This is a genomic window from Psychrobacter sp. I-STPA10 (assembly GCF_021012795.1).
GTDB lineage: Bacteria > Pseudomonadota > Gammaproteobacteria > Pseudomonadales > Moraxellaceae > Psychrobacter.
In genome coordinates, this window is sequence record NZ_VFYU01000024.1 from 20,075 (window position 1) to 42,949 (window position 22,875).

At 41.4% G+C, this 22,875-nt stretch carries 29 protein-coding genes and 1 pseudogene; 3 read left to right on the forward strand and 27 right to left on the reverse strand.

Annotation, left to right across the window (positions count from 1 at the left end):
• Window position 1: 1 nt before the first annotated feature.
• The 5 genes from FHK89_RS11440 to FHK89_RS11460 are packed head-to-tail and all read right to left on the reverse strand — an operon-like array spanning window position 2 to window position 1,762.
• Window positions 2-313 carry a winged-helix domain-containing protein gene (locus tag FHK89_RS11440; protein ID WP_230660444.1) on the reverse strand — a complete coding sequence of 104 codons (312 nt, stop codon included), beginning with the start codon at window positions 311-313 and terminating at the stop codon, window positions 2-4.
• Window positions 314-324: 11 nt separating this feature from the next.
• On the reverse strand, window positions 325-687 hold the full coding sequence (locus tag FHK89_RS11445; protein ID WP_230660447.1) for a hypothetical protein: 363 nt from the start codon (window positions 685-687) through the stop codon (window positions 325-327).
• Window positions 684-1,205, reverse strand: a complete 522-nt coding sequence (locus tag FHK89_RS11450; protein ID WP_230660449.1) for a host-nuclease inhibitor Gam family protein — start codon at window positions 1,203-1,205, stop codon at window positions 684-686. Before FHK89_RS11450 ends, FHK89_RS11445 begins: the two co-directional genes overlap by 4 nt.
• An 11-nt stretch (window positions 1,206-1,216) precedes the next feature.
• Window positions 1,217-1,486 (reverse strand): hypothetical protein, encoded by a 270-nt coding sequence (locus FHK89_RS11455; RefSeq protein ID WP_230660453.1) that lies wholly within the window; start codon window positions 1,484-1,486, stop codon window positions 1,217-1,219.
• Between the two features lie 54 nt (window positions 1,487-1,540).
• Window positions 1,541-1,762 (reverse strand): DNA-binding protein, encoded by a 222-nt coding sequence (locus tag FHK89_RS11460; protein ID WP_230660455.1) that lies wholly within the window; start codon window positions 1,760-1,762, stop codon window positions 1,541-1,543.
• A gap of 147 nt (window positions 1,763-1,909) precedes the next feature.
• Here FHK89_RS11460 and FHK89_RS11465 point away from each other — a divergent pair, with 147 nt between their 5' ends.
• A complete protein-coding gene (locus tag FHK89_RS11465) occupies window positions 1,910-2,569 on the forward strand; it encodes a helix-turn-helix domain-containing protein (protein ID WP_230660458.1) in 660 nt (219 codons plus the stop codon).
• Window positions 2,570-2,652: 83 nt separating this feature from the next.
• On the opposite strand, the gene FHK89_RS11470 is transcribed toward FHK89_RS11465, so the two are convergent.
• The 10 genes from FHK89_RS11470 to FHK89_RS11515 form a co-directional block, all read right to left on the reverse strand.
• A complete protein-coding gene (locus FHK89_RS11470; RefSeq protein WP_230660461.1) occupies window positions 2,653-3,408 on the reverse strand; it encodes a hypothetical protein in 756 nt (251 codons plus the stop codon).
• 54 nt (window positions 3,409-3,462) lie between these two features.
• Window positions 3,463-3,972 carry a hypothetical protein gene (locus FHK89_RS11475; protein WP_230660463.1) on the reverse strand — a complete coding sequence of 170 codons (510 nt, stop codon included), beginning with the start codon at window positions 3,970-3,972 and terminating at the stop codon, window positions 3,463-3,465.
• Complete coding sequence (locus FHK89_RS11480) at window positions 3,962-4,459, reverse strand: phage protein Gp36 family protein (RefSeq protein WP_230660466.1); 498 nt, start codon at window positions 4,457-4,459, stop codon at window positions 3,962-3,964. The genes FHK89_RS11475 and FHK89_RS11480 overlap by 11 nt, the downstream gene beginning before the upstream one ends.
• Window positions 4,456-4,722, reverse strand: coding sequence for a hypothetical protein (locus FHK89_RS11485; RefSeq protein ID WP_230660469.1), 267 nt, complete (start codon window positions 4,720-4,722; stop codon window positions 4,456-4,458). Before FHK89_RS11485 ends, FHK89_RS11480 begins: the two co-directional genes overlap by 4 nt.
• A gap of 76 nt (window positions 4,723-4,798) precedes the next feature.
• A complete protein-coding gene (locus FHK89_RS11490; RefSeq protein WP_230660472.1) occupies window positions 4,799-5,734 on the reverse strand; it encodes a major capsid protein in 936 nt (311 codons plus the stop codon).
• A 65-nt stretch (window positions 5,735-5,799) separates the two neighbouring features.
• Window positions 5,800-6,129, reverse strand: coding sequence for a hypothetical protein (locus tag FHK89_RS11495; RefSeq protein WP_230660476.1), 330 nt, complete (start codon window positions 6,127-6,129; stop codon window positions 5,800-5,802).
• Window positions 6,130-6,172: 43 nt separating this feature from the next.
• Complete coding sequence (locus FHK89_RS11500; RefSeq protein ID WP_230660479.1) at window positions 6,173-7,228, reverse strand: hypothetical protein; 1,056 nt, start codon at window positions 7,226-7,228, stop codon at window positions 6,173-6,175.
• A gap of 111 nt (window positions 7,229-7,339) precedes the next feature.
• A complete protein-coding gene (locus FHK89_RS11505; protein ID WP_230660483.1) occupies window positions 7,340-7,861 on the reverse strand; it encodes a glycoside hydrolase family 108 protein in 522 nt (173 codons plus the stop codon).
• Window positions 7,854-8,132: a Gp49 family protein gene (locus tag FHK89_RS11510; protein ID WP_230660486.1), complete on the reverse strand. Its 279-nt coding sequence runs from the start codon at window positions 8,130-8,132 to the stop codon at window positions 7,854-7,856. Before FHK89_RS11510 ends, FHK89_RS11505 begins: the two co-directional genes overlap by 8 nt.
• Window positions 8,133-8,305: 173 nt before the next feature.
• Complete coding sequence (locus FHK89_RS11515) at window positions 8,306-8,752, reverse strand: phage virion morphogenesis protein (RefSeq protein ID WP_230660489.1); 447 nt, start codon at window positions 8,750-8,752, stop codon at window positions 8,306-8,308.
• Between the two features lie 44 nt (window positions 8,753-8,796).
• Between FHK89_RS11515 and FHK89_RS11520 the strand changes: the two are divergent.
• A pseudogene (locus tag FHK89_RS11520) lies at window positions 8,797-8,916 on the forward strand.
• 24 nt (window positions 8,917-8,940) lie between these two features.
• Here FHK89_RS11520 and FHK89_RS11525 read toward each other — a convergent pair.
• Both FHK89_RS11525 and FHK89_RS11530 read right to left on the reverse strand, forming a co-directional pair.
• Entirely contained in the window at window positions 8,941-10,227 is a 1,287-nt protein-coding gene (locus FHK89_RS11525) for a phage head morphogenesis protein (protein ID WP_230660493.1), read from the reverse strand.
• On the reverse strand, window positions 10,220-11,737 hold the full coding sequence (locus FHK89_RS11530) for a DUF935 domain-containing protein (RefSeq protein WP_230660495.1): 1,518 nt from the start codon (window positions 11,735-11,737) through the stop codon (window positions 10,220-10,222). The genes FHK89_RS11525 and FHK89_RS11530 overlap by 8 nt, the downstream gene beginning before the upstream one ends.
• A gap of 234 nt (window positions 11,738-11,971) precedes the next feature.
• Between FHK89_RS11530 and FHK89_RS11535 the strand changes: the two genes are divergently transcribed.
• Window positions 11,972-12,490, forward strand: a complete 519-nt coding sequence (locus FHK89_RS11535; RefSeq protein ID WP_230660498.1) for a hypothetical protein — start codon at window positions 11,972-11,974, stop codon at window positions 12,488-12,490.
• Here FHK89_RS11535 and FHK89_RS11540 read toward each other — a convergent pair.
• From FHK89_RS11540 to FHK89_RS11585, 10 genes are all read right to left on the reverse strand, one after another.
• Window positions 12,473-14,071 (reverse strand): terminase large subunit domain-containing protein, encoded by a 1,599-nt coding sequence (locus FHK89_RS11540; RefSeq protein ID WP_230660501.1) that lies wholly within the window; start codon window positions 14,069-14,071, stop codon window positions 12,473-12,475. The genes FHK89_RS11535 and FHK89_RS11540 overlap by 18 nt on opposite strands.
• Complete coding sequence (locus tag FHK89_RS11545) at window positions 14,071-14,613, reverse strand: DUF3486 family protein (RefSeq protein ID WP_230660504.1); 543 nt, start codon at window positions 14,611-14,613, stop codon at window positions 14,071-14,073. The genes FHK89_RS11540 and FHK89_RS11545 overlap by 1 nt, the downstream gene beginning before the upstream one ends.
• Window positions 14,614-14,622: 9 nt before the next feature.
• Window positions 14,623-14,949, reverse strand: a complete 327-nt coding sequence (locus FHK89_RS11550) for an ArsR family transcriptional regulator (protein WP_230660507.1) — start codon at window positions 14,947-14,949, stop codon at window positions 14,623-14,625.
• A gap of 14 nt (window positions 14,950-14,963) precedes the next feature.
• Window positions 14,964-15,299, reverse strand: coding sequence for a DUF2730 family protein (locus FHK89_RS11555; RefSeq protein WP_230660510.1), 336 nt, complete (start codon window positions 15,297-15,299; stop codon window positions 14,964-14,966).
• Window positions 15,289-15,720: a hypothetical protein gene (locus FHK89_RS11560; RefSeq protein ID WP_230660513.1), complete on the reverse strand. Its 432-nt coding sequence runs from the start codon at window positions 15,718-15,720 to the stop codon at window positions 15,289-15,291. Before FHK89_RS11560 ends, FHK89_RS11555 begins: the two co-directional genes overlap by 11 nt.
• Before the next feature lie 137 nt (window positions 15,721-15,857).
• Window positions 15,858-16,085 carry a hypothetical protein gene (locus FHK89_RS11565; RefSeq protein WP_230660516.1) on the reverse strand — a complete coding sequence of 76 codons (228 nt, stop codon included), beginning with the start codon at window positions 16,083-16,085 and terminating at the stop codon, window positions 15,858-15,860.
• A 22-nt stretch (window positions 16,086-16,107) separates the two neighbouring features.
• Entirely contained in the window at window positions 16,108-18,099 is a 1,992-nt protein-coding gene (locus FHK89_RS11570) for a hypothetical protein (RefSeq protein WP_230660519.1), read from the reverse strand.
• Window positions 18,084-18,422: a hypothetical protein gene (locus FHK89_RS11575; RefSeq protein WP_230660521.1), complete on the reverse strand. Its 339-nt coding sequence runs from the start codon at window positions 18,420-18,422 to the stop codon at window positions 18,084-18,086. Before FHK89_RS11575 ends, FHK89_RS11570 begins: the two co-directional genes overlap by 16 nt.
• Window positions 18,419-19,228: a hypothetical protein gene (locus FHK89_RS11580; RefSeq protein ID WP_230660524.1), complete on the reverse strand. Its 810-nt coding sequence runs from the start codon at window positions 19,226-19,228 to the stop codon at window positions 18,419-18,421. Before FHK89_RS11580 ends, FHK89_RS11575 begins: the two co-directional genes overlap by 4 nt.
• The gene (locus tag FHK89_RS11585; protein WP_230660528.1) at window positions 19,228-22,869 is read right to left on the reverse strand and encodes a hypothetical protein; all 3,642 of its coding nucleotides are present in this window, start codon (window positions 22,867-22,869) and stop codon (window positions 19,228-19,230) included. The genes FHK89_RS11580 and FHK89_RS11585 overlap by 1 nt, the downstream gene beginning before the upstream one ends.
• Between the last annotated feature and the right edge of the window lie 6 nt (window positions 22,870-22,875).

Consider the following 22,875-nt stretch of genomic DNA (forward strand, 5'->3'; position numbering starts at 1 on the left):
GCTATCCAGCCACACCATAGCGATTGGCGGTCTCATCCAGTCGTCGCCTTGCACTGTCTAAGGTGTGCATGACTTTGATGGCTTCACGCCCTAATAACGGTGCGATACGCCAGTTTTTATCAGGTAGTTGCTCAGCCAGTCCCGCCGCTTGCAAGTTGATAAGGTCTTTAAACACTTGCGAAGCGGTGGTGTCTAGTTGCTGGGCAAGTTGTTTTGATGAGATACCTGTAAACTCATGCCCAAATAAGGCTTTTAAGGTGCGTAATGCTCGCTGTTGTGAGCTATTAATATATTTTTCATTGTCAGTGCTCATGGTAGTGTCCTTTATTTGGCAAAATTGATTTGAGCATGTGCGAGTTCTGCTCGTAATATCTCGTTTTCAGTTTGCGTGCAGTACCAAGCCAAGCCAACTAACAACGTAACAACCATCATTATTGTCAGAACGATATCTCGCTTTGGTTTGATACGATGCATCGCTTGTGTACGCCCTTGTTTAGATAACGGGTCAGCATAAGTGGTGATATCGTTTTCAATTAGCTGAAACTCCAGCTCTTTTTGTCCTGATGTACCCAGCAGATGACATGCGTAATTGATGATTTCATCTGCCCTTCTTAGCTCCCAACGCAGCTCTTGATTATTCAAATGTAGTGGGCTTGCACCTTTGAGTCTTTTATTCTGTTTGCTCATTGTGAAGTCTCCATCTCTACTTCAAATGGTTTAATAACAAAGTTTTCTTCGCCCGACTTAATTGAAATGCCCTTAATGCTTTTAACCGCCTTTGGGTCAGCAAGAATAGCGTCTTTATTTATCTCTTCTTTGATACGAATAAACTGTGTCAGTTTCGCTTCTTTTAACGCCTCCATAATTTTGTCAATGCCACGCAGGCTGACTTTTGGCGGTGACTGTCGCCAGCTCACCTCTCCTGTGGTCAAATTGGCAGTCTTGCTGTTTTTACATAGCGTGTCTCGGTGTACCTCGCACCATGTTTGTACGCCTTCTGATAACTCACTAATACTTGTGCGAAGCATTTCTAAGCGGTCTTTTCTTTCTTCAATCGCTTTGGCAGTGATGTCATTTATTTCGGTCTCTAAGCGAATAATTTCTCGTTGAGCATTGCCAATTTCGGTAATGGCTTCGCTAACTTGTGACTTGCTTTGGCAGACAAAAGCTTTGGCTTTTGTTTTGAGTCTGATGGATTTGGTCATGATGATTTCTCCTAGTTACCAGATGTAGAAGGTTGGGTGGTGGATACTGATTGGAGGTTGTACAGGTTGTATCTGATGATGCTTAATAACTCACCATAAATTCGTTTTTCATCACTTGAGTTAACTTGTAAATACTGCTCACCTACTAGTTTTTCTAAAGTGGCAAGTTGTTTATCAGTGAAATCTTTACGATCACTCTTTAAGTTATTTAATCGATCACTTAACTCAACTATTAGTTCATCAATCACTTGATTACGTTGCGTGGTTGTTAAAATATTCATTTAAGTGTCCTTGATTTTTTATTGATAAAAGGGTAATAAAAGGGTTAAACTCAATTAACTTACTGACTTAAGCCCAATCGCCACAGCGATTTCATGGGCACGCCCATACAAGCCTTTACGCTCGCCGTTCAGAACTTTGTATACTTCAGTATCTGGATAGCCGTGTTGTTTTGACCATTGGCGAATTGTGATACCTTGTTCATGTAAGTTTTTTTTGATTTGCTCTGCTTTTTCAGCGCGAGTAAGCATTGATTTAGAGCGAGTTACTGTAGTCATGATGAGACTCCTTATTTGACGTTATAAATTGATAGCTTACAGATAAGGTAATTGTGATGTAATTACCTCACACATTTATAATAATGTATTCAATTGAATACATCAAGACATTTATTGCACTTTAATGAATACTTTTGGGGTTTTTTTATGTTTAGTGACCGATTAAGAGAAGAGCGTGATCGTATTGGCTTGAAACAAAAGGAGTTTGGAGAGTTTTGTGGGGTTAAAAGGAATGCCCAAATTCTTTATGAAAAAGGTGAGCGTAGTCCTGATAGTGATTATCTAACTAAGGCATACGAGCTAGGGGTTGATGTTAGTTATCTCATTACAGGTATTCGTACTCAGCCTATAGATCTACCATCTGATGAGGCATTACTGCTAGATAGCTACCGCCCTTTGAATGCTGAGCAAAAGAAGATGACCTTAAGATTTGTCTTAGGTGGATTTGAAAATTTAACTGAAGATAAGAGTGCCTCACAAAAGAAGGTTAACCAAAAAATTAAAGGTGATAACAACCAGCAGAGTTCAGGAGATAACAATCAACAGACTGGTAATCAGCAAGGCGTAATTAATAGTCCTAATAGCCCAATATCAAACAGTTTCAATCAATCAGGCTTTACAGAAACACCATTTATAATGATATGTATGGTTTGTGGGCTTGCTGCATGGGGACTTGCCGCATTAGCTAACTTCACTCTTGCTGATAACCTTATTCTTAGTAGCACATTTTGGGTAGTGGCAGCTGTTTTATGGTTTATTACTATTATTGCCTCTATTTTTGGGTATTACCTGCACAAGCAAACATAAAGACAAGCACAAAAAAGCCCACCATTATCGTGACAGCGGGCTTTTCATTACTTAAATAAATGACTGATAGATTTTGAGATGGCTTATGGATACAGCTCAATAGTATAAGGTGGCTCACCATTTTTACCGATGGATGCTGTGCCTTTCATCTCAATCTCATTAAAGTCATCAGAGAACCAATCAAAATCTCCATCGACACTTAAGCTGACGTTGGGAATAATCAGTTTGGCGGGTTCACCTGTCACATCATTTTTGCCATCAATGACAATCTTACCTTTAAAGCTGCTTACTTTCGCCGCTTCAATGACAATCTTGGTGACTTGGCGAGTCTTATAGTCCACGGTCAAATCATCACCAACCTGAGCCGCTGTCTCATCGATTATCTGTAGCAATCCCATAGAGGGGTTGATTTTATATTTCTCTGCTTCAACCACAGAGCCATCTTTTTTGACTACCACAGTGGTAGGGTCAATATCACTATTTGCTAGCTGATGATAGCCATCAAATATTGCGATTGCAGCTTCATCAGTGATGGTCTGAGCAGACTTAGTAACCTTGCCTGCCTCACCACTCATCGCCATCGCCCAAGTACGAGGCTGGAAGGTGTCAGTGCTGATACTGACCTCAGCAGGGTTGGGTATGCTACGAGTATCAAGTGACGCACCAGCATCTTCTTTTCGTCGTGATTTACGCACCTTTTTATCTGATGAGCTGGTAATCTTACATGAGATGGGGTTACCAAAAAAGAAGACAGTTAAGTCATCATCAGGATAGAAATACGGTGTACCTGTACCAATAAAGCCGTGGTCATTATTGACGGAGTTGTTTTGATCGTTCATAGATAATTACCTTTTATCATTTATCATTTATCATTAGATGAGTTTTTTAAACGCTTAGATGGATTGAGGTCGTACACGAGTTACCATAATTTCAAATGCCATTGGATAGTACGCCCAGCCATCAGGGCGATAAAATGCTTCAGGGCTGGACTCGCTGAGTACAAAGGGTTTGCCCATTGTAGGGCTGGCATATTCTTGGCTATGCTTATCACTGCCTATCACCCAGCCATTAATATAAAATTCAAGGGCTGCTTTAACCTCACCTGCTTCATCCATACCTTGTCCATGGTTGCTACGTTCGGAATGATTGTTACGCCATGCCAAAGTAACGGTATAGACTTCGGTAGACTTGATGGTGTTTTTGCCTTGTGTGCTGATGTTTTTGGACTTATCAAAAGTCACATAGACAAACCCGTGCATGCTAGGCTCACGCCCATCTAGTACATCTGATAAATCTTGTGCTTGTCCTACACCCCGTATAATACCTTGCTCAACAAGCTGTTGCAGATGTGTGGTTAATGCCTTACGTGGGTTAAATAGGTCTATCACGTTGTTAATAGCCACTTAATGTATCCTCATTCCATAGCACATCACTACCAAGGGTTTGAGCACTTGTGACTAATGGATTAGTCACGACTGCACCGTCTTGATTGATAGGAATTTTGCCAGTGGCAATTTTATCCAACCATGCTACCCATCTATCGGCTTGTCGCTTGATTTGACTGTCATCATCTAGCTTTTCAAACAGCCGTGCTAATGCCATATCCATATTGATGGTTGTCAAAGTTTCGGTTGGCAAAGCTACACCACCGCACAATGACAATAAGCCATTAATCTCACTGGCACTGTTGCTAATGGCTTGCTCAACACGAGCTTTGAGCCGTTGCAAGCTTTCCTCATTATCCCCAGTGACTGTGCCGTGAATAAAATAGTTCAGCACATCGTCAGCTGAGGGTACTTTGCCATAGTCTGACGCTGCCAGCTGTGAAATCAGCCTTGCTCTATTGTCATGAGCAACTAAGTCGGCAGCGGTGCAGTAAGTTAAATTCATTTTTTCGCAACCACAACATTGTCAGTAACGACCATACCATCTGCTTTAATCACACCCTCAGCTAACAACGGAGTGGCATCGGCGATGGACAGTGCCAATGTGTCACCTGCGTTATAGCGTTTGTTATCGTGATGTAGTGTCCATTGCACAATATAGTCTTTAGTCGTTGGTTTGGCTTCCACTTGTTGTTTGGCTTCGGCTGGTTGCTCAGGTGTCTGAGTATCAGTGTCAGGTGTTTTTGTGGCAGTTTTTTTGGCGGTCATGATGTTATCCTTTTGGGTTTGATGACTTAAATTTGATTATTTCAAGTTCAGTCATAGGGTTTTGTTGTTTAGCTATTTAGCCTGTGGTATTTATAAATAAGAAGCCAGCACCGCCGTCTGTGATAATGGCTTTATCACGAAATAGCACAGGGTTATGCCAGCTACGGTCTGACTTATCGTAGTATTCTTTTTCAACGATGGGGAAGCCTCTATGCACGTAGTTATAGCCAAATGATGGTGATGCTTGTGATTGTAGTTTTTTGGGTGGGACATACGCTAAGATACTGTTATCTGCCCATAGGTCGACAAAGTCATCAGTTAAGCTGGCAGCACGAATGGCACGACCTACCACCACTTTTTCGATACCAAAATAATCAGCAAGCATCTCAGTATTAATACTGGCTTTACCACTGTATTTAAATTGCTCTTTGATGGCTTCATTACGCTTTAGCCCTGCAAAGCCATCAGCATCTAGATGAAATACGTTTGGATAACGTCCCGTCTTGGCTCGGATTGTAGATTTTGCATCTTCTACTTGTTCCAAAACGTTAGCAGTAGGATCATTCCATAATGAGCTACCTGACAGTGTTGTTTTATTGGTGCTGGCATAGTGATCAGCATTATTGGCTAAAATGGCTTTATCATATTCGCCCTCTAGTCGCATCGCACGATAAACCGCAGTCACTGCTTGTGCTTTGACAGCAATATTATTTTTATTACCAATTTCAATAAACTCTTCAGGGCTTAGAGCTTCTAGCAAACGATTTTCTAGCACATAATCATTGCTTGAATAAGTGATGCCGATGCCCCGCACAGTCTCGCCCGGTGCTCGTTTGGTATTGATGACTATGTAGGCTTCTTTACCAAACATGACAATCTTGCCAGCGAATTCATCAACATCAATATCAGGGAATAAATGATGACCGCTAAATTCTTGGTCAAGGTCATACCCTCGTACCACTTTGGTTAAGACCTTATCGGTTTTTGGTTTGTTATATAAAATGCTGCTCATGATGTTACCTATTTAATTGAAAGTTGATTGTTAGATTCTGCATATAGTGACTTATGTGCCAGTGTTTATTTCAGTAGTAGTTCGACATGGCTTGTGGTGGTCACTTCGCTGACCTCAGCAAACACCTCATTTGTGTCAGTGGCTTTGACCACTGTGCCTGCTGTCACTTTGACCTTATCACCAAGCTTCAAGCTGCCATCTTGGGGTGTAGTGATTAAGCCTATACACATGATGGCAACCAGATCACCTGCTGTGCCGTCATACATCATGACGCCCGCAGGTTCTTTATCACCAGAGCCAGTCGTGGCAAGATGCCCGCTAAAACTAACAATCTGATTCTTATTGGCATCTTCTGCTAATGTGACTTTTTTACTTAAAATATTATGCTGAGGCATGATGTTGTCCTTTATTTTTTAGTATTACGGTTGAATGTACTAACTACTTAGCAAAGCTAAGTGCTGCTTCGGCGTAACTGATACCTTCTGAGTTAGCATAATCTTGGATTTGTTTGTCTAGCTCATCATCATTCATACCAGTAGCAAATTGATATTGTGGACGGGCAGCTGTATTTGGGTCATCACCTGTATGTTCGCTAAAATCAATGGTGACAGGCAGGCGGCTTAATACATTTTGCAATACATCAACTGATGTTTTTTTATTGACCACGCCATTTTCAGCAAAATCAAAGGTCTTGGGGGTGCTGTCTAAGTCCAACATCACTGCAACTAGAGCATCTTTTTCTGCGGGCATTAGCTGACCTTTAGTAATCAGTCCATCAGCAAAATCGCTAAAGTTTTGTGTTTTGATAGCAGCTTCTTTTTTGGCAAAATCAGCTTCACGCTGGGCAATGGCAGCTTCTTTGGCAGCCAGCTCCTGCTCTTTAGCCTCAAGCTTCTTTTGCTTCTCTACAGCTAATTCGATAGCAGGATTAGTGTCTTTAGGGGTGTTGGTTGTTTTATCTGGATTAGTGGTGTTATCACTCATAAGGGTGTCCTGTTGGTTTGGTGAAGATGGCTGTTGAATATCAAATTCAGAAAATTCATAAACGCTGCAATTAATAACATCGCCTAGTTCAGTAAAATCTTTTAGTCCTTTAATGGCTGGCGGCTGTGCACCCAAAAAGCCCACATGACGCAAATAAGGCATATCAGGTGTTGGGTTACTGGGGTGATTGGGTGGATAAAAACTGGCACTGCGTTTTTTAAAGCGTTTGTCTTTGAGCATTTGAGCAAATTGTGGCTCTACGTCTTTAAAATTGGCGTATAGCACACCATCTGACTCATCAAATGATAGTGACTCAACCCACGCATAGGCAGGGTGATTGTCTTTGGGGTGACCAATAACGGCAGGAGCTTCATGAGTGTTGGCTTGATAATTTTTAGCAACAGCTTTTAGCATATCTGCACTGACAGACATCTTGTTGCCATCGGTTGAGGTGTGATTGCCTATCTTAAAAATGGCAATATTTGGCATCAGACCTTGCGTCGCACTCATAAAAAAATCCAGTTATTATTGGTTAATAACTGGATTATAGAATTGGCGGTAAGGGCAGTGAATAAGACTGGTTTTTTAAATAGTGTATGGCTAGGTTAAATTAAAAAAGGTTTAGTTATCTTTAGCAGCCCAACGTAAATTACCTGCCACACGGCGCACCCAACCACGCCCAAAAGTTTTAAAGCTACGCAGTTGTGCATAAAACTCTAGTCGCTCAGCGTTAAAGCGCAAGATAACATCATTCTTATCCATACTATTAATGGCACTTAAAGTAATAGAACCAATAACACCATCATCAGCCACACTAACTGCACGTTGTATCATCTTAATGGCATTACGGTTACCATGATTATAAGCAGCATCCATCAGTTGCCAAGCGACAGATTTGTCAAGATCATCACCATGTATTACATCCCAGTATAAACGTTCAGCGATTTGATGTGCTGTCGTCTTTGGTAAATGGCGCATACTACCATAGTAACCATATTTACGAGCCACTTGCTTTGTGACTCCCCATTTAGTTTCACCGCCCGGATCATTGGGGTGGTTAACATAACCGCCTTCATGCACCATAAGTCGGTCAAATAGAGGAGTAAAAGCTGTTTTAACGATGTGCTGTAGAGCATTAGTCATTTGTATCACTCCTATTGATATTATTGATTACAAATTTTTGTTGTTTCGCATTAAAGCCATAAAGTTGCCACAACTCTCTGACTGCTTTTTCTCTAGCCACTTGTTCACCAGTTTTGGCATCAAACATTTCTTTTTCAATGCAGGCACTATGTCCAATGGCATTAAAGCCATTATCTAATGTAAGGCAGCACACAGTTACCGTAGTATCTGGGAATAAATGATAGCTTTCATCAACGATGTGACTTTCTAAAATCTCTTTAGTTAATTTCATAATAAAAACTCCTAGTTTGTGTAAGATTGATCAACAACTTATTGTTGTGACTTTAAATGAGCTATGTCGCCCCTTTAACTTTATAAACCTATCAATGCTTATACTCAGCTTTAATCCGCCATCTTGAGCGTTTATAAACGCTCATAAACATATTGACAGGGACTGGCGATACATCATTGAGCAGATAACCAGTTGACATAGGCTTCAATGACCTCTTCAGCGATGATTTTTTTATCAGCCTCATTGATACCGATAATCTGACGGGCTGGAATACCATCACGCCCATAATGCTGGGTAGCAGCATAGACAGAGTTACTACCAAACTTAACCCCATAGTCACTCGCTTGTGCGTGCAGGGTGTCAAAGAGCCGACCTGAGTACTGCAATATCTTTTGATAATTTGCCTTTTCTTTCTTTTTGGCTTGGTACTTTTCATTTAAGGGTGTCCACGCATTTCCGTCTGGGTCAATCTCTTGCTCATAACGTTTTTTGTGAATGATGGTCAGTTGCTCGCCAATGGCTTCCCAAACAGCCCTATCCATAAATTTAAGCGACTGCACCTTATCTAAAATATCGACCACATCTTGTAACGTTAATGTGGCAACGGATGATCTAGCCATTATTTGCAACCTTATTGCTGTTAACCTATAATGAAATTAGACACTGTGGTGTAGAGCCCAATTCAGGTAGAAGGGACGCCCGCTATAGAGTAACCATCAAGTACGAATGCGCTTGTGGTTATCTGGCGCTGCGGTGACGTAGGTTCGAATCCTACCCATCACAGTTGTCGCATTCTTTCTTACCTTATTTATGGTGTGATAGCACCAAATAGCACTTTATGCTGAGACAAGCCGTCTCGCATTTTTTGATTGTAGACAATCTGTTTTCCACTTCTAATGATGTTGGTGATAATGCGTTGGCGTTTACCATCCTCATCTTTTACTTTCAGTTCATAGTCCAATCTGACGATAACCTTGCCTTTATCCGTACCCAAATTAATGATGTATAACAGCGCATTATCTGCTTTTAACGTATCGAGTAGCACTGCTTCTGGCTCAATTAAATAGTCAGCAATATTTTCCCAAAAACTAAGCGGCAGTGGAGCGTCTTTATTGTCTCGCAAAGCATGTAACACATCGTGATCTCGTAGGGTGATAACAGCACTACTGGGCGTTAGATTTTCAGCAACCAATGCGTCAACGACTGGCTCAGGTAATACACCCACCGACTTACTCACCCCACGAGCGATTTTTTCTTTTTCTACCAGATCCACCATTTCTTTGACTTCATTGTTTAATAATGCTCTGACCTCTGCTACCTGCAACACATTACTGACCATGTTAGTAGCAAGTTTAGGCGGTACGCTAACAGCCTTATCCAGTAGTAACTTGCTTGGCATATCGACACGATTGCTACCAGCGATACGGTCAAAGCCGTAATCAATGCCTTCAGGTAATGTTACTGTCTTTGGATTGCCACTGCGTTTACCCAATTCTTTAGTTACATAGTTAATCTTAGGGCTTTTACTAATCTTTAGCTCTTCACGCTGCAATGACTTAGCACTATGGGCAATGACACTGCAATGGCAGCCATAGCCATTTATTGGATAATGTGTCTGCCAAAATGGGTCGTCACAATGTAGTACCAGACCGTCCCAATCCTTATGCAAAGGGCGTGGGTGCTTCACTCCATCACGATGCTTATATTCCCAATATGGTCTTAAGGCTTTCATACGCCCATGTTGTTCATGGCGTCCAGCAGCAAATGAGCTATATAAATTGGTGTCATAGATAATGCGACTTCGCCAGTCTCGACCGCCGTTATAATTCCAACCCCGCTCAGACACTATTTCATCAAAGCTTTTACGAAAGGCTTCTAGCGTTGTACCGTCATTAATAGCCTTGTCAACAGCGGTGCGAAAATCTGTCAGTATGTCGTTGCGGTTTGCCCCTGCCACCACAAACGCATAGTCATGCTCTTGACCTTCAAGATCAAGATAGCTATCTGTAGGCAAGTTAAGCTTGTTTTTAAAGAAATTAATCTGCTCTTCAAAGGGCAGTTTGGGTGCAGGAGTATCGTATTTTGTTTTAGACATGAGTAGCCTCGTCTGTATTGTTATTTGCTACACTTGCCATACCTGCCAGCTTTGCACTGATATTTGCTTCAGTAAACACACGAGCATAATCATCAAAACTTAACTGCTTAGCTAAGCTGTTTAATTGCTCTCGTAATTCCTCTAAGCTGTCTACATCGTCTAGGATTTGCTTAATTTTATTTATCCACCCACCTGTGATGGGTGCAATCTCATCAGCAAGCTGGTCAACCATACTATCAATTTCGTTATTTGTTTCTGGCGACTCAGCAAAATCAGTAGAGTTTTTACTTTGATTGTTATCATACTGCTTGCCAGTTTCTGTACCTGACTGATTACCAGCAACTTGGTTGGTTTGCGTACTGATTTCCTCCCATTCACCACCAAAGGTATCTTCAACTGTTTTAAGTGTAGGACGATAACCAACTTTGACCATGTTAGCCCAAGCTTGAGTTTTCTTAAGTTCATCTGCTTCATCACTAGTCAGTAGCCATAACTTAGGTGGATTGGCATTTGGAAAGTTCCACTTAGTCAGCCATTTGATGATGGTGTTATTAAAACTACTACACAGCAGGTCAGCATCGGCTTTGATGATGTCTTCTTTGACCTGATTTTGTATCTCTGCCTTGTACTGACCACCAATAGCCTGACTGGTCATTACTTGCCCTAATATCACAATGGCAATAGCTTCATCCATATAGCGACAAAGTGTCTCGTAGTCTTCTGTACCGCTTGCCCCTTTGAGTAGTTCTACCACTGTGCCTTGAGCGGTGGCAATGGCAGAGCCATTTTTAAGAGCGACACCTGCTCGCAATGCTTTTTCTCGCTCAGCGGCTGGGTCAGGTGCTTTTGAGTCATATTGCACATGCGGCATCGAAGTAGCAGCTTTCTCTAGCCCCAATAGCCAAAACTTAATGTTTGATTTTTTAAACAATACTGCCCAAAATAAATAATGAGCAAGACCTAGTCCGTAAGGGTTATCTGTCGTATCACCGCCTGCACTATATGTCCAAAACTTAGCCTCTGGCACAACCGTTTCACTATCATTACCTATGTATAGTAGTTGCTTATCTTTATCAAATTTAAACTTGCCTCGGTCTCGTACCAATATATCGCTAATACCCACCTTACCATCCACCAATGACCACATTGCTTCTGCCACACCATAGCCATAATAAACACCCCATTGCATGGCTTTTAGCACCCTGTCAAAGGCGATGCCTTCTATTTGAGCTTTGATAAACTCGGCAGCTTCGACATCAGCGGGGTTATCACTATCAGCGGGTATGATTTGACGCTCCATTTGTACCAATGCAGATTGCCGCTGTGTCCACGTACCAAATACAGTGGTATCAGTTAATAGATTACGGTAGCCATTGATATCACCTGATAGTTTATTGGTTAAGATATCATCAATAATCTCAAGCTCGGTGATGTTGTGCTCAACTGCAACCTCTGTGCTGGGTTTGGTCGGAGATGGGGGGGCTTTGGTGGTGGATTTAGTGTTACTCATATTGGACTATCTCACATACGGGTTATGCCATTTATGACAGCTACCACTATAAGTAAGAAAAATGCTAATTGCTAAATGAATGGTTTTAAAATGAAAAGTGAAACTAAATAATGAAACTTTGGTTGTTGAGTGACTATTTAATGAAACTTTATTGCAAAAAATATATAAGCTGTATGCTATGCTGACTAACAGTCATAAGTTGATAGACGTAGAAAATATAAAAAGGATAAAAATATGGCAGGGGTGAAATGCGCCAAATGTGGTGAGCTAATGCAGGGTAAAGTAAAAGCAAATGCAGTGATAGAGTGTTTGTCCTGCAAAAAACAATTCCGTGTGACAGATGAGCTAATAACAGCCTATGAGCAGGAACGAGAAAAAGGGTTTATAGACTATTTAAGGGCTTATGGTATCTATGGCTTGGGGGTGTTGGTTGCTTTGCTCATTGCTTATATTTTTATTTTTGGAGAAAAGCAGCCACTACCATCTAACGGTTATGAGCCACCAGCAGGTGAGGTGTTTTTTAGCAGTTGGGACGGCTCTAATAGAGACTTGGTCGCAGTCGTAAAAGCAGGTATGCATAATCCAGACTCATTTGAGCATGTTGAAACTCGCTATCATGATAATGGCGACAGCTTTAGTATTTTAATGACATTTCGAGGCACAAATGCAATGGGGGCGACCGTCACTCAGCAAGTGACCGCAGATCTTGATAAACAAACTCGGCAAATTAGCAATCTAAAAGCCATTAAATAGCTCAGTACACTCGCTATGTACGCCAATTCTACCAATTACATCATCATGCCCTACATAATTAGCACCATAGCCATACTGGTCGCCATTAGCATCAGTAGTATGTGAATGATTGTTACTTGATTCAATTGCAAGTCCAATCTCAGTGGGTGGGTCGGTGCGACTGGCATGGTGCATCAGTAGTAGTGAGATGGCAGTATCACCGTGGCGTTTATTATTATTTTCACTATCAGCACTATTGATGCGAGTCGTAGGAATACGGGGTATATTGTTGATGACCTCAAAGCTTCTAAGATCAGCGAGTACGTCAGTATCTTTGGGAATATCTATCAATTCACCATCTTGCAGTGCCGACTTAAATGGGGCAGTATTTTCACGATACCATTTTTCTGACAGCATTATCGCATTGATTAGCTCACCATAGTTATCTGAGGCACACTCTGCTAAATATTGTCCATTGCCTCGAGCATCAAGTGCCGCACCGCTGAAGCGTGGCAGGCGTTCCAAAATAAATAATAATATCTGTTCTTGCTGTTTAAATGGAATATTTGCCAGCTCTATAATAAGTCGCACTGCCAGTGTTAAGTCTTGTTGCTCTGCTCCGATAGAAAACGAGGTTAAATCGCCACTACGAGCAAAATCCTCACCCAAATAATGTCGTTGCGTCTTACTCAATGACTGTAAGATAGATAATACCGTTTCATTCAGCCAGTCATCAATCTCAGCTCGACGAGTTGATTCAGGCAATAAGCTAAAATCGTTTTTCTTTTCTAATCTTATAATAGGTGTGTCGCTATTCATGCACTGCTCAATCAATGCACGAGATAGCCATTTGCCCCCGCCATTTTGTGGAATACAACAGTATTCCTCTAAGGCATCTTCTTTATTAGCGGTATCACTAAGCAGATTTGCTTTCCATTGTGCTTCTTTATCTTGTGACCATGTTTGTTTAGTGACTTGGCAAATGCGTTTATACAGTCCCTCATTGCAGGCATCGTCAAGAGTGATGGTATGGACTGAGTAGCGTTTTTTACCTGCACGACTATCAATGATTAACTCATTAAACAGGTTATCCACGCCATTATGCGTACTGATGATACGTACCTTTGCACCCCACATTGTCAATGCCAATGCCGCTTTTAATACTTCAGATAAATGCTCATGGAATGCCGCCTCATCGATGACTACATTGCCTTGCATACCTCGCAGATTGCGGGGATTAGATGATAACGCTTTGACTTTAAAGCCACTGGCAAAATAGATGACATAGGTCAGGATTTCTTTTTTACCATCTTCAGTTTCAAAAACCTCTTCGTTCTCTTCAATTTCACTGGCAGCATAGTTATACATGGTTGCCCACATGGCAACAGCATCGATATACTCTCGTGCCATGTCTTTACTTGAGCCAATGTAAAACGTATCACAGCCACCCTCTGCTTTTTTGAGTGAAGCATCGAGTGCATTATCAGCAGCTTCAGCCCACGTTAGCCCCGTTCGCCGTGATTTCTCAGCAATTTTTAACTGGCTATCATCTGCTATCCAACGTTTTTGATATGCCAATAAGACGTCATTTTCATTAAACATTAGGCAATACCCAATATCTTTTGCTTAATCTCATTTGCCGTATCAGCAGACAATCCTGCTTCTACGATGGCTTTTTCAGTCTCTTTGGCAGCTTTTGCTAATATGGCTTTTTCAATTTCACGCTGACGTTTCTCGTTGATAGTAGCAGCGTTCTCTAACTTTTCGACAGCCATTGCCAGCTCTTTGAGCATCTTAGGCTCGACGATACCATCACCATCAGACAGATTAATAGCGGTATTAAAAGCAAGGTTGCGTATGACCTCATTAAGCAGTTGCCCAACTTTGCCCTGTGGAGCATTACCAAATCTACCCACCCACATTTCAGCCATTTCTCGGCTTTGTTGGATACGTGCACCCACTTCATTCATCTGCACTGCATAGCGATTAACCGCTGATTTACTGCGAGGTGGTTCACCAATCTCTTCAAGTAACTCGTTAAGCCGCTCAGTTGCTTCTATCTGAGTAATGCGTGGGTCACGCAGCCAATCTTGCAACTGTTCTAGCAATAGTGGTGGTAGGGTTTTGATACTACTTTTTGCCATCTTACCCTCTTAATAGCCTTTGAATGACTTGATATCAGCAATCTCTGATGGGCGTAAATTACGCACCCCCACAGCTCGTACCATACCTTTTGCAACCTCTAGACCTCTATCTGTTAATGCAATGTTATTAATAGCACCAAGTGGTGTAGATGTTGTTAAGCCTTGCTCACATAGCCATTGGTTATGTGTACGCAACTGGTCATAAGAGATTGATTTGCCCTGCATTTCAAAGCATTGATATAGCATTTGTTCACTTAGCTGATAATCAGGGTCATATAACAAAAACCACAGTACGCTGCGTCTGTGGTCTTCGGTTTGTAATTGTTGCAGGTTCATTTTTTATTCATTCCCTACTTAATGAGTTTTTCAAGAATCATCGCATTGGAATCTGCCAAACCTTTGACGATGCCTTGCACTGTAGAAACATTTGTATTCAAGTCATCGATACGATAATGAATGCGTGAGATTTGTTGGCGGTCTGGCATATGCTTTATTTGTGTTGAAATGCTAGTAACACGGGTTTTTAATTCGTCAAGCTCAGTGTTATGTTTGGCTTCTAATTCAACAATTTTCTTAGCATTTGCTTTGTGATTTGTCACTATCCACACATAGATTGAGATGCCTACCATGACTACGGTTTGCACCACATCAAAAGTGAATTTGATAAAATGAATATCAAATCTCATAATCCACCTTTTCTAGTGGCAGATGCTGCTTTGTTGTGATTTTAGATTGTGTCATCGTTCGTAGTAACACATTGCCCGCACCGATAATGGCTGTCAGTAGCCCAAAAGTTTCAGCGTTGATAAATGGCTCGGCATAGGGCAATACACTATCTGCCATTGGAAATACCACGCCAGCAATCCCCATCGCTGTAACACCAATGTTAAACCACATAGTTTTAGACTTTGCCCACCATTTGGTAGGAGTTTTGGGTTGATTAGGCTCAGGTGATGGACTTGGTGGAGGGCTATCAAGTGATGAATAACCAAACTCAGTATCAACATCTGGTTGAGTTGTCATATTAGGCGTTAGTCCAACACTAGCGACTATCGCTAAAGCTGAAGCTAACATCGAATTTAAAAAAGAAAATTTATATTTAAGCATGATAAGTCCTTGACTATAGAAGGTATGGCTCAAAGTTAAAGGTCAAGCAATACCTTAAGTATATAGTCAGGTGACTAAGAGTGAATAAGACTGGTTTTGTATCTTGAGGAATGATAATAAAGAGAACTGATTTTATGTTAGACACCAAACTCACTAAATGTCACATTTGGTGCTTCAGATAAAATGGTACTATTGCGCCGATTATAAAAGCACTTTTTACCTGTTTCCATATCTCCAGTTAATAATATCGTAGCCCCACTAGGCGTCTCAGCTACGAGCTTACCATCGCTACGTTGACCTATGATAGTAGCAAATGCTTTCTCTTGCGTATCAAAGATTTGTTCAAATTGACTTAATAAATTCATACAATCTCACCTATATCAATCCCTAATTATCTAAATATCTATCGACAGTTACTGTTTGATAAATCTTAGGTGCACCATTGTCCAGTTCGATATTGACTGATATAGCAGTAACTACACCACGCCATGCCCCATCGCCTCCCTCTAAAGTATCATTTACTTGCCAGATTTGCCCCAGCTTTGCTAGGGGCACATCATCAGACCAGAGCATTTTTAGCGTATAAATAGCATGAGTGCCACTATCTGATAGTATCGCCATACCTTTTGGTACAGTCACATCTTGGTCAGTATAGAGTGTATGGTTTTGTGTTGGAGCATCGCTATCACGTCCTTGTCTAGCTCTAAACACCTCATGTCCGACTGTATCACCAACCACCATGACGGTATTAAATCGAGTGGCTTTATTGACTGTATCAGTCATATTTAATATCACATCAGCAGGTATTGTCACATCTGGCGTTGCTGTCGCAAGCTCCCAAGCGGGCTTTTTCCAGCGTGGTTTGAGTGATAGTGTTGGCTCATTTGGGTGTGTTGTCACAAAACCACCGCATGCTTGAGCAATATCAGCAATCACAGCAATGGGGGTTTTGCCTGTTACAGCATATTGATTCGCTGGTATCAGCCAATCGTTAATATCCCAGTCTTGCACACTGATAGATAGTCCATTTAACTGTTGATTGACAATTTGACTCGCATAGTTCGCCTGATCTGATAGTCCGCTCTGTGTACCAGCATAATCAGCACCTAGCCTTGCTGTGATTGAGCGACCACCGATGCTATGTGTGTGATTTGCAAACTTGCGAGTACGGCTTTGGTCTTCAGCGATAATTGTAAACGTGAATCCATTAACCACCACATTAATCAATGGCTCATTACCTTGTGGCACATCTAACTTTGCCTTAATTTTGGCATAATCTTTAGCAGTGATATCAATGCTACCTTGCCAACAATAACTAGACATATCTGTTTTTATACTAAACGATAATGGGTCGACTGCAATCCCGCCCACCGTAGCTGTAATGATGTTATGCACGATATAACTCCTTAGATTTGGTATTAGCTGAGGCGGTGCGTCATGCCAACACGTAAAGACAAATGGCAAGTTGCTAGACGGTAGGTTGCTACGTCGTCTTGATAAAGGCAGGGGCAAACGGTTAGCTGGTGGTCTAATACGACAAGTAAAATTCGGCTTATCAGGCTCTGGCTCGGGTATCGGGTAGTAACGGCACGGCACTGGTATTGCTGCACTTGTGCGAGCCTGTTTGTACTTTTCAATGTTGCGAGAGGCTTTGTAATAACTGACACTATCAGATAGATTAATTGTGTGCTTAAGCGGCAAATTCACACAATGCTTATAAGCAACCACAGGTGCAGATTTGACAGCAACGCAGCTTTGATAACCAATCGTTGGGCTGATTTTTGCGGCTTGGCACGATTGTAATGAGATAAACGGCAACACAGTTTGTGCCTGACAATATTTGAGTAATATGCCATTGCTGATTTGTATTTTTTGCCATTGTAATAGAGGTACAAATGCTTGCGATTTAAAGTAATGTCTAGATGCGATGTTGATAGCAGCATCACGTATCACTTGATAATCATCAGCAATGCTTTGGCTAGTGTGTCGCCATGTCTCACAGCGTACAATAGTTTTTGTGGTGTGAGTGACTGCACCAAACCATGCCATCGCTCCATGCATACGCCTAGGTTTTGGTGGCTCAGTGGGTGTACTGCCATCGCTATCATCTATATTATCATTGTTATCATTAACATCACCGCTAATGACTAATACACCCAATTTACGAGACAAAGGCAGTGGCAAATTGTTGGATGCTGGACGGTCAACAATGGGTCGAGATAGTTGCAGTGGCAAACTGTCAGCACTAACAATTCTAAATATTATTGGAGGTTTGCCAAGCGGTCTATCTAATAATAGCGGTAAAGCCCCGCTATTATTAGATAGCAGAGGAATTTGTAGAGGTAATGGTAGTGCATTGGCATTTACTCGCTCTGCCATGACTGCCACAATTCTTGTTGCTCAGCGACTGTTAAATCTGTCGCAGGTGTGACATAGTCCCAACAAAATGGTTCGTAACGCTGGTCAATGCCATTGGGTGGTAGGTCTCGGCATATAACAAGATATTGTTTGTTAGGGTCTAGTCCTATAAACATATAGTGACCATTTTTCAATGATGCTTGGCGTGCTAATAAATTATAATTATTATCTAATAATATAACCTCTCGACTTGCTGATTTACCTGCAACTGTAACAATACCTGCTCCACTGCCCGCAATATATCCGTCTCCAGCATAGTTAGTAATAATATGCCCAATAATCATGTATAAGATCCTTTTAACACAACACCAAAGTTTTGTAACTGTGCCCATGCTGTTTTAAACATCAATATATCACTAGCGGTGTCTGCAATTTTTAGATAATGATTATTAGTATTTAATTGACCTGCATGCTCAACGAGACCAGGCAAAAAAATGCCGTACATGTCAGACTTGAAAATTGGCGCACAAAAAACATGTTGTGTGCCAGCATTGATATCATCGTCAAATATTTGTTTTTTATACCATTTTTGATTGTGCTCATCAGTGAGTTGCATGCGATTTATACTATAATTAACTGCTTCATAACGATAGTCGCCGCCCCATAAAACTGGTCGCTGTTTTATTGCTTCTGTTGTATAAGCACTGCCAAAAAAGAACACTGCAAATAATGGTGTACCGACATCCGTTTGTAGCAAAACATAACACGATTGATTATTTGCAATGACAAACCAATCTTGAGTCTCAGACTTAAAGTTAAACATTTTTTTTGAGCGAGTTGTTGTAGCAAATGCTGTATCTGCATCTGCTGCTGTTGCAGTCATAACAAATTTATCAGATGTATCATGCGTAACTGTAAATATACAATGTGATGATAATATAGCAGTGCTACTAAATGCTCGTGTACCCGTATTTTCGATGTCATCAACTGGCATTGTCCAGTCTTGAGGCGGCTGTTTATCACCATACCCTGTAATTAGACATGCTTTTAACACAGTCGAAAATGAGAAATCTGATTTATCAAGTTGCGGAGCATCATCATCGTAACTTGAATACACATGAAATGGCTCATAATCATAAATATTTAACATTATAATATTTCCTTAGTTTCTGTCGTATCACCATACAAGCACATTGTATAGCCGTCTTCACCTTTAGGCGTGCTAGATGACGGTTGTACAGCGCACAATACCCACACGGGCAACAATGTTCCCCACGTATTAAAACGGATAATATCTTGGCTTGCCCATGGTGCTTCGTTACCAAATGCCTGTTTTGGAATAGTGAAATATGGCTTGTTAGAGGCTGGATTAATCGGTGCTAAATCAGTTAATGTATCGCCACGCATGACAAAGCCGAGCGTTTCGCCATACAACTCAAATTGACTTGTGCCTGTCATTTTAATCATCCAACGCTCCGTAATAGCTCCATCATCTGTCAATACCATTGGATAATCTTTTAGATTGAGTTTATTAAGCAGCGTGTCGCCGACGGGTTCATCTCGCCAAACTTTATCCCAGTTGCGCTGTGTAAAAGGTACAGAGACACGCACTTGTAAATCATCACCGATTAACACGCTAGATACATAAGTGCTATCTATTGGATAGTCTCTTTTTGTAGGGAATATCAGTGATAATGTGCCGTCAATATCAGCCTCATGAATGCGATTACGCTCTTCTTGAGCGTGCATCACAGATAGCGGCATTTGATAAGATGAGAGGTCGAGCGGGGTTGTCCATGTGATTGTGCCAGCGTCTAGGTCATAGTCCCAAAGTTCTGCATTGACAGGCTGACCATTGGCATCGCTGACACAGATACGGTCAACATCATTGCGTGATAGCTGTACAGTTTGACCGCCTGTGTGTGCTGAGCCGATGTCATCAGTCTGGCGGTTGCCAATTAAGATAGTATCGCCTCGTCTAAAAATTGGAATACGCCCGTCCTGTGGTAGTCTCACTGTGTCGATTTTGACAACATTACTGTCAATTGGAAGATAAGAATAAGCAACAGCGTTGTAAGTGATTGTCTCTGCTAGTACGTGCAGTGGTTTCCAGATTTTGCCGTTATGTATAGCCTCTTGGTCGTACCAGTCTTCATTCTCATTGCCGAACGCATTGACTAATTGACCAAATTTAACATCAACTACACCAAATTCAGTGTCTACTAGACCTTGAATACCATCTGCTTTTAATTCACCAGCGTAGTTTGCCCGTGCATTAATTTTTGTGCCGTTAACTGCCACTGCTCGTATTTCAAGACTGCCAGCACGTAGGGGTGAGCTTGGCACTCTAAATGTCACACTATCGACGGGATTACTGCCAATACTGGTTACTAATGAGTTAATAACTGGCGCATTGCCATTTTGCCATTGCCAATTTGTCAACAGCATTTTGCCTGCTTGATAATCAACTGTGCCTGCTAATTGAGCAGAGCCAGTCTTGGGGTCAAGATCAGTATAAATACTGCCCAGTTTGTCAAAATAAGTATGTCCAGCCCACGTTACATTGATACTAGCTGGTGCAATACTCTCAGCGTGATGTGGCAATAAATCAATCTCAATATCACCGCTACTTAGCTGCTCAGTTACGCTGTTTGCTGTGTCAGTATCATAAAAATATACCTCAACAACGCCATCTTCTGGCAGTGTCGCAGTAGCATCAGCATATTCATAGCCTGTTAATACTTGTGTTATGACAGTTTTCATATGGCTCTGGTAGCCTGTACCATCAAATATCAAGCCATCACGGACTTGCCCTGTAGTAGTTTTATAAACAGGCTTTGGTATGTTAACAATCACATCAGTATTAAATTTGAGTGTGCGTGCTGCATAGTCAACAGTACCAACTGTTTCGCCAGCATTATTAACTAATAATCCAGCACCATCATCTGTAATCACCTGATACGGATCAATCCAATTTTTACCATCGACTTTTATGTAACCCTCAACAAATAGCGGCCATTTTACTTTAACGCTGTGAGGCTTTAGCGGTTTATCACTCAAATCTTCTAGCGTGATTTGTCCATCACTACCAGCTTGTGGTGCTTGATATATTTTTGTGGCTTTATTACCAACGTTATAGCTCACATTAATATCTAATACACCGTCTGGATGATTAAAATTAGCATCCGTATCAATGCGTATCTGTTTTAAATTTGGGTCATATTGACCAGTCCAATCACCTGTAATATTACCTGCTGCATCACAAGTTGCAGTTTTGTCTTCACCATCATTCCAACTTAGAGACAGCGTACTTGGCACAGCATCTTGTGAGATATTGAGCAGCATTTTTGCAGATGTGGCGATGTCAGAGCGGTTAAAATATCTCGCTCGTGTACTCCATGAAAACAATACCGCACTACCAATATCAGGCAGTTCACCATAGCTGACATTGACGGTACCAGTTGTATAATTTACATTGCCGCTGCCGTGCGCTGCACTTGCACCCCGCAGCGCACCTGTGCCATCGTCACGCAAATCATACCAACGTCCTTGCGCTCGGTAGCTGACGATTAAGCTTCCCACCGCTGGAGGTGGATCAATTGTCATTACATCGTTATAGCTACGATTATTAATATCAACATCGATGCGAGCCGTATCAGCGACTTTTAACTCAGATGCTGCCGCTTTAAAACTGACATTATTTAAATAGCCACTAAAAGATGGCTCATTAATTTGTAAATCACCTTGCGTATAATCAACTTTGCCAACTACATTGTCATTGAGTATCAGCAATCCACCCTTGTCTGTGATATTGCCATTGCTTGTGTTCAGAGTAATACTATTTGGTAGTACGGCATTACCCAGTGACACTGTGCTGTTTGAGCCTGCACTATGACTTTTATTGATAGTTAAGCTTAATTTACTGTCAGCTTTTGTGCCATCAAACAGCGTTTGCCGCTGTCCTGCGGCGGTTAAATCAATCAATGCAGTCTCAATCTGGTTTGTTGGTACTAATTTCTCCATAAGTCCAGCGATCTTGATTTGCGTTGACTCACGTAAAATAGCTTCAGTTAACGGCTTAATACCATAATATTGAGCCGCATCAGCGACGTGGGTTTCACGTATTTTGCACGGAGTATCGACATACGACTCACTTGGATAGTCAACACCAACAAAGTCCGCTTCTAGCTTTGAGCTAATCTCTAACTTGACGACTGTGCGAGTAAAATCTTTATTATTTTGGGTAAATGTACGCTCTTCAGATGTCACCTTAACCACTTGTACGTATTGCTCATGCTGTGCATAGCCTGCTTTATCTTGGCGCAGACAATAGACATCACCAATAAGAGGTAATGGCTCTTCAGGGCGTTGATACGCTTGGATTATTTTAGAGTTTTGCGACTGCGTTGATAGCAGCGTCATACGAGACTCAATTGTGCCAACGCTATAGGCTTCGATACGCTTTAAAATCTCATTGCGTTGCTCACCAAATTTAGTCGCTGGAAATAATAGATAACTGACAGTAGGGTCTTTGGGTGGCTTTGTGATTGCAGCAAACGTACCGATTAACGGTTCATCATCAGGGCGAGTAACACCCATATAGACTAAACGAGCATGAAATGAGCCATTAACCCTCGCTATGCTTGATATTGGATTAAACAGTTCATTTGCTTCACCAGAAATCGGTGTACCAAGTGGCATGCCACCGCCATCATCATTGTCAGTGAGGCGTTCACTGGGATAAAACTTGAGGTCTTGTCTTGTGATTTTCGTATCTTTGTTTGATGACATAATGAG

Bases quoted from the DNA above. Each gene is read 5' to 3' on its own strand.
- FHK89_RS11495 (WP_230660476.1), bottom strand. From the start codon at position 6,129: ATGCCTCAGCATAATATTTTAAGTAAAAAAGTCACATTAGCAGAAGAT.
- FHK89_RS11480 (WP_230660466.1), bottom strand. From the start codon at position 4,459: ATGAATTTAACTTACTGCACCGCTGCCGACTTAGTTGCTCATGACAAT.
- FHK89_RS11455 (WP_230660453.1), bottom strand. From the start codon at position 1,486: ATGAATATTTTAACAACCACGCAACGTAATCAAGTGATTGATGAACTA.
- FHK89_RS11550 (WP_230660507.1), bottom strand. From the start codon at position 14,949: ATGAACCTGCAACAATTACAAACCGAAGACCACAGACGCAGCGTACTG.
- FHK89_RS11545 (WP_230660504.1), bottom strand. From the start codon at position 14,613: ATGGCAAAAAGTAGTATCAAAACCCTACCACCACTATTGCTAGAACAG.
- FHK89_RS11440 (WP_230660444.1), bottom strand. From the start codon at position 313: ATGAGCACTGACAATGAAAAATATATTAATAGCTCACAACAGCGAGCA.
- FHK89_RS11485 (WP_230660469.1), bottom strand. From the start codon at position 4,722: ATGACCGCCAAAAAAACTGCCACAAAAACACCTGACACTGATACTCAG.
- FHK89_RS11585 (WP_230660528.1), bottom strand. From the start codon at position 22,869: ATGTCATCAAACAAAGATACGAAAATCACAAGACAAGACCTCAAGTTT.
- FHK89_RS11490 (WP_230660472.1), bottom strand. From the start codon at position 5,734: ATGAGCAGCATTTTATATAACAAACCAAAAACCGATAAGGTCTTAACC.
- FHK89_RS11470 (WP_230660461.1), bottom strand. From the start codon at position 3,408: ATGAACGATCAAAACAACTCCGTCAATAATGACCACGGCTTTATTGGT.
- FHK89_RS11535 (WP_230660498.1), top strand. From the start codon at position 11,972: ATGGCAGGGGTGAAATGCGCCAAATGTGGTGAGCTAATGCAGGGTAAA.
- FHK89_RS11570 (WP_230660519.1), bottom strand. From the start codon at position 18,099: ATGGCAGAGCGAGTAAATGCCAATGCACTACCATTACCTCTACAAATT.
- FHK89_RS11500 (WP_230660479.1), bottom strand. From the start codon at position 7,228: ATGAGTGCGACGCAAGGTCTGATGCCAAATATTGCCATTTTTAAGATA.
- FHK89_RS11445 (WP_230660447.1), bottom strand. From the start codon at position 687: ATGAGCAAACAGAATAAAAGACTCAAAGGTGCAAGCCCACTACATTTG.
- FHK89_RS11465 (WP_230660458.1), top strand. From the start codon at position 1,910: ATGTTTAGTGACCGATTAAGAGAAGAGCGTGATCGTATTGGCTTGAAA.
- FHK89_RS11540 (WP_230660501.1), bottom strand. From the start codon at position 14,071: ATGTTTAATGAAAATGACGTCTTATTGGCATATCAAAAACGTTGGATA.
- FHK89_RS11525 (WP_230660493.1), bottom strand. From the start codon at position 10,227: ATGTCTAAAACAAAATACGATACTCCTGCACCCAAACTGCCCTTTGAA.
- FHK89_RS11530 (WP_230660495.1), bottom strand. From the start codon at position 11,737: ATGAGTAACACTAAATCCACCACCAAAGCCCCCCCATCTCCGACCAAA.
- FHK89_RS11565 (WP_230660516.1), bottom strand. From the start codon at position 16,085: ATGAATTTATTAAGTCAATTTGAACAAATCTTTGATACGCAAGAGAAA.
- FHK89_RS11505 (WP_230660483.1), bottom strand. From the start codon at position 7,861: ATGACTAATGCTCTACAGCACATCGTTAAAACAGCTTTTACTCCTCTA.
- FHK89_RS11460 (WP_230660455.1), bottom strand. From the start codon at position 1,762: ATGACTACAGTAACTCGCTCTAAATCAATGCTTACTCGCGCTGAAAAA.
- FHK89_RS11575 (WP_230660521.1), bottom strand. From the start codon at position 18,422: ATGATTATTGGGCATATTATTACTAACTATGCTGGAGACGGATATATT.
- FHK89_RS11515 (WP_230660489.1), bottom strand. From the start codon at position 8,752: ATGGCTAGATCATCCGTTGCCACATTAACGTTACAAGATGTGGTCGAT.
- FHK89_RS11580 (WP_230660524.1), bottom strand. From the start codon at position 19,228: ATGTTAAATATTTATGATTATGAGCCATTTCATGTGTATTCAAGTTAC.
- FHK89_RS11555 (WP_230660510.1), bottom strand. From the start codon at position 15,299: ATGAGATTTGATATTCATTTTATCAAATTCACTTTTGATGTGGTGCAA.
- FHK89_RS11510 (WP_230660486.1), bottom strand. From the start codon at position 8,132: ATGAAATTAACTAAAGAGATTTTAGAAAGTCACATCGTTGATGAAAGC.
- FHK89_RS11450 (WP_230660449.1), bottom strand. From the start codon at position 1,205: ATGACCAAATCCATCAGACTCAAAACAAAAGCCAAAGCTTTTGTCTGC.
- FHK89_RS11560 (WP_230660513.1), bottom strand. From the start codon at position 15,720: ATGCTTAAATATAAATTTTCTTTTTTAAATTCGATGTTAGCTTCAGCT.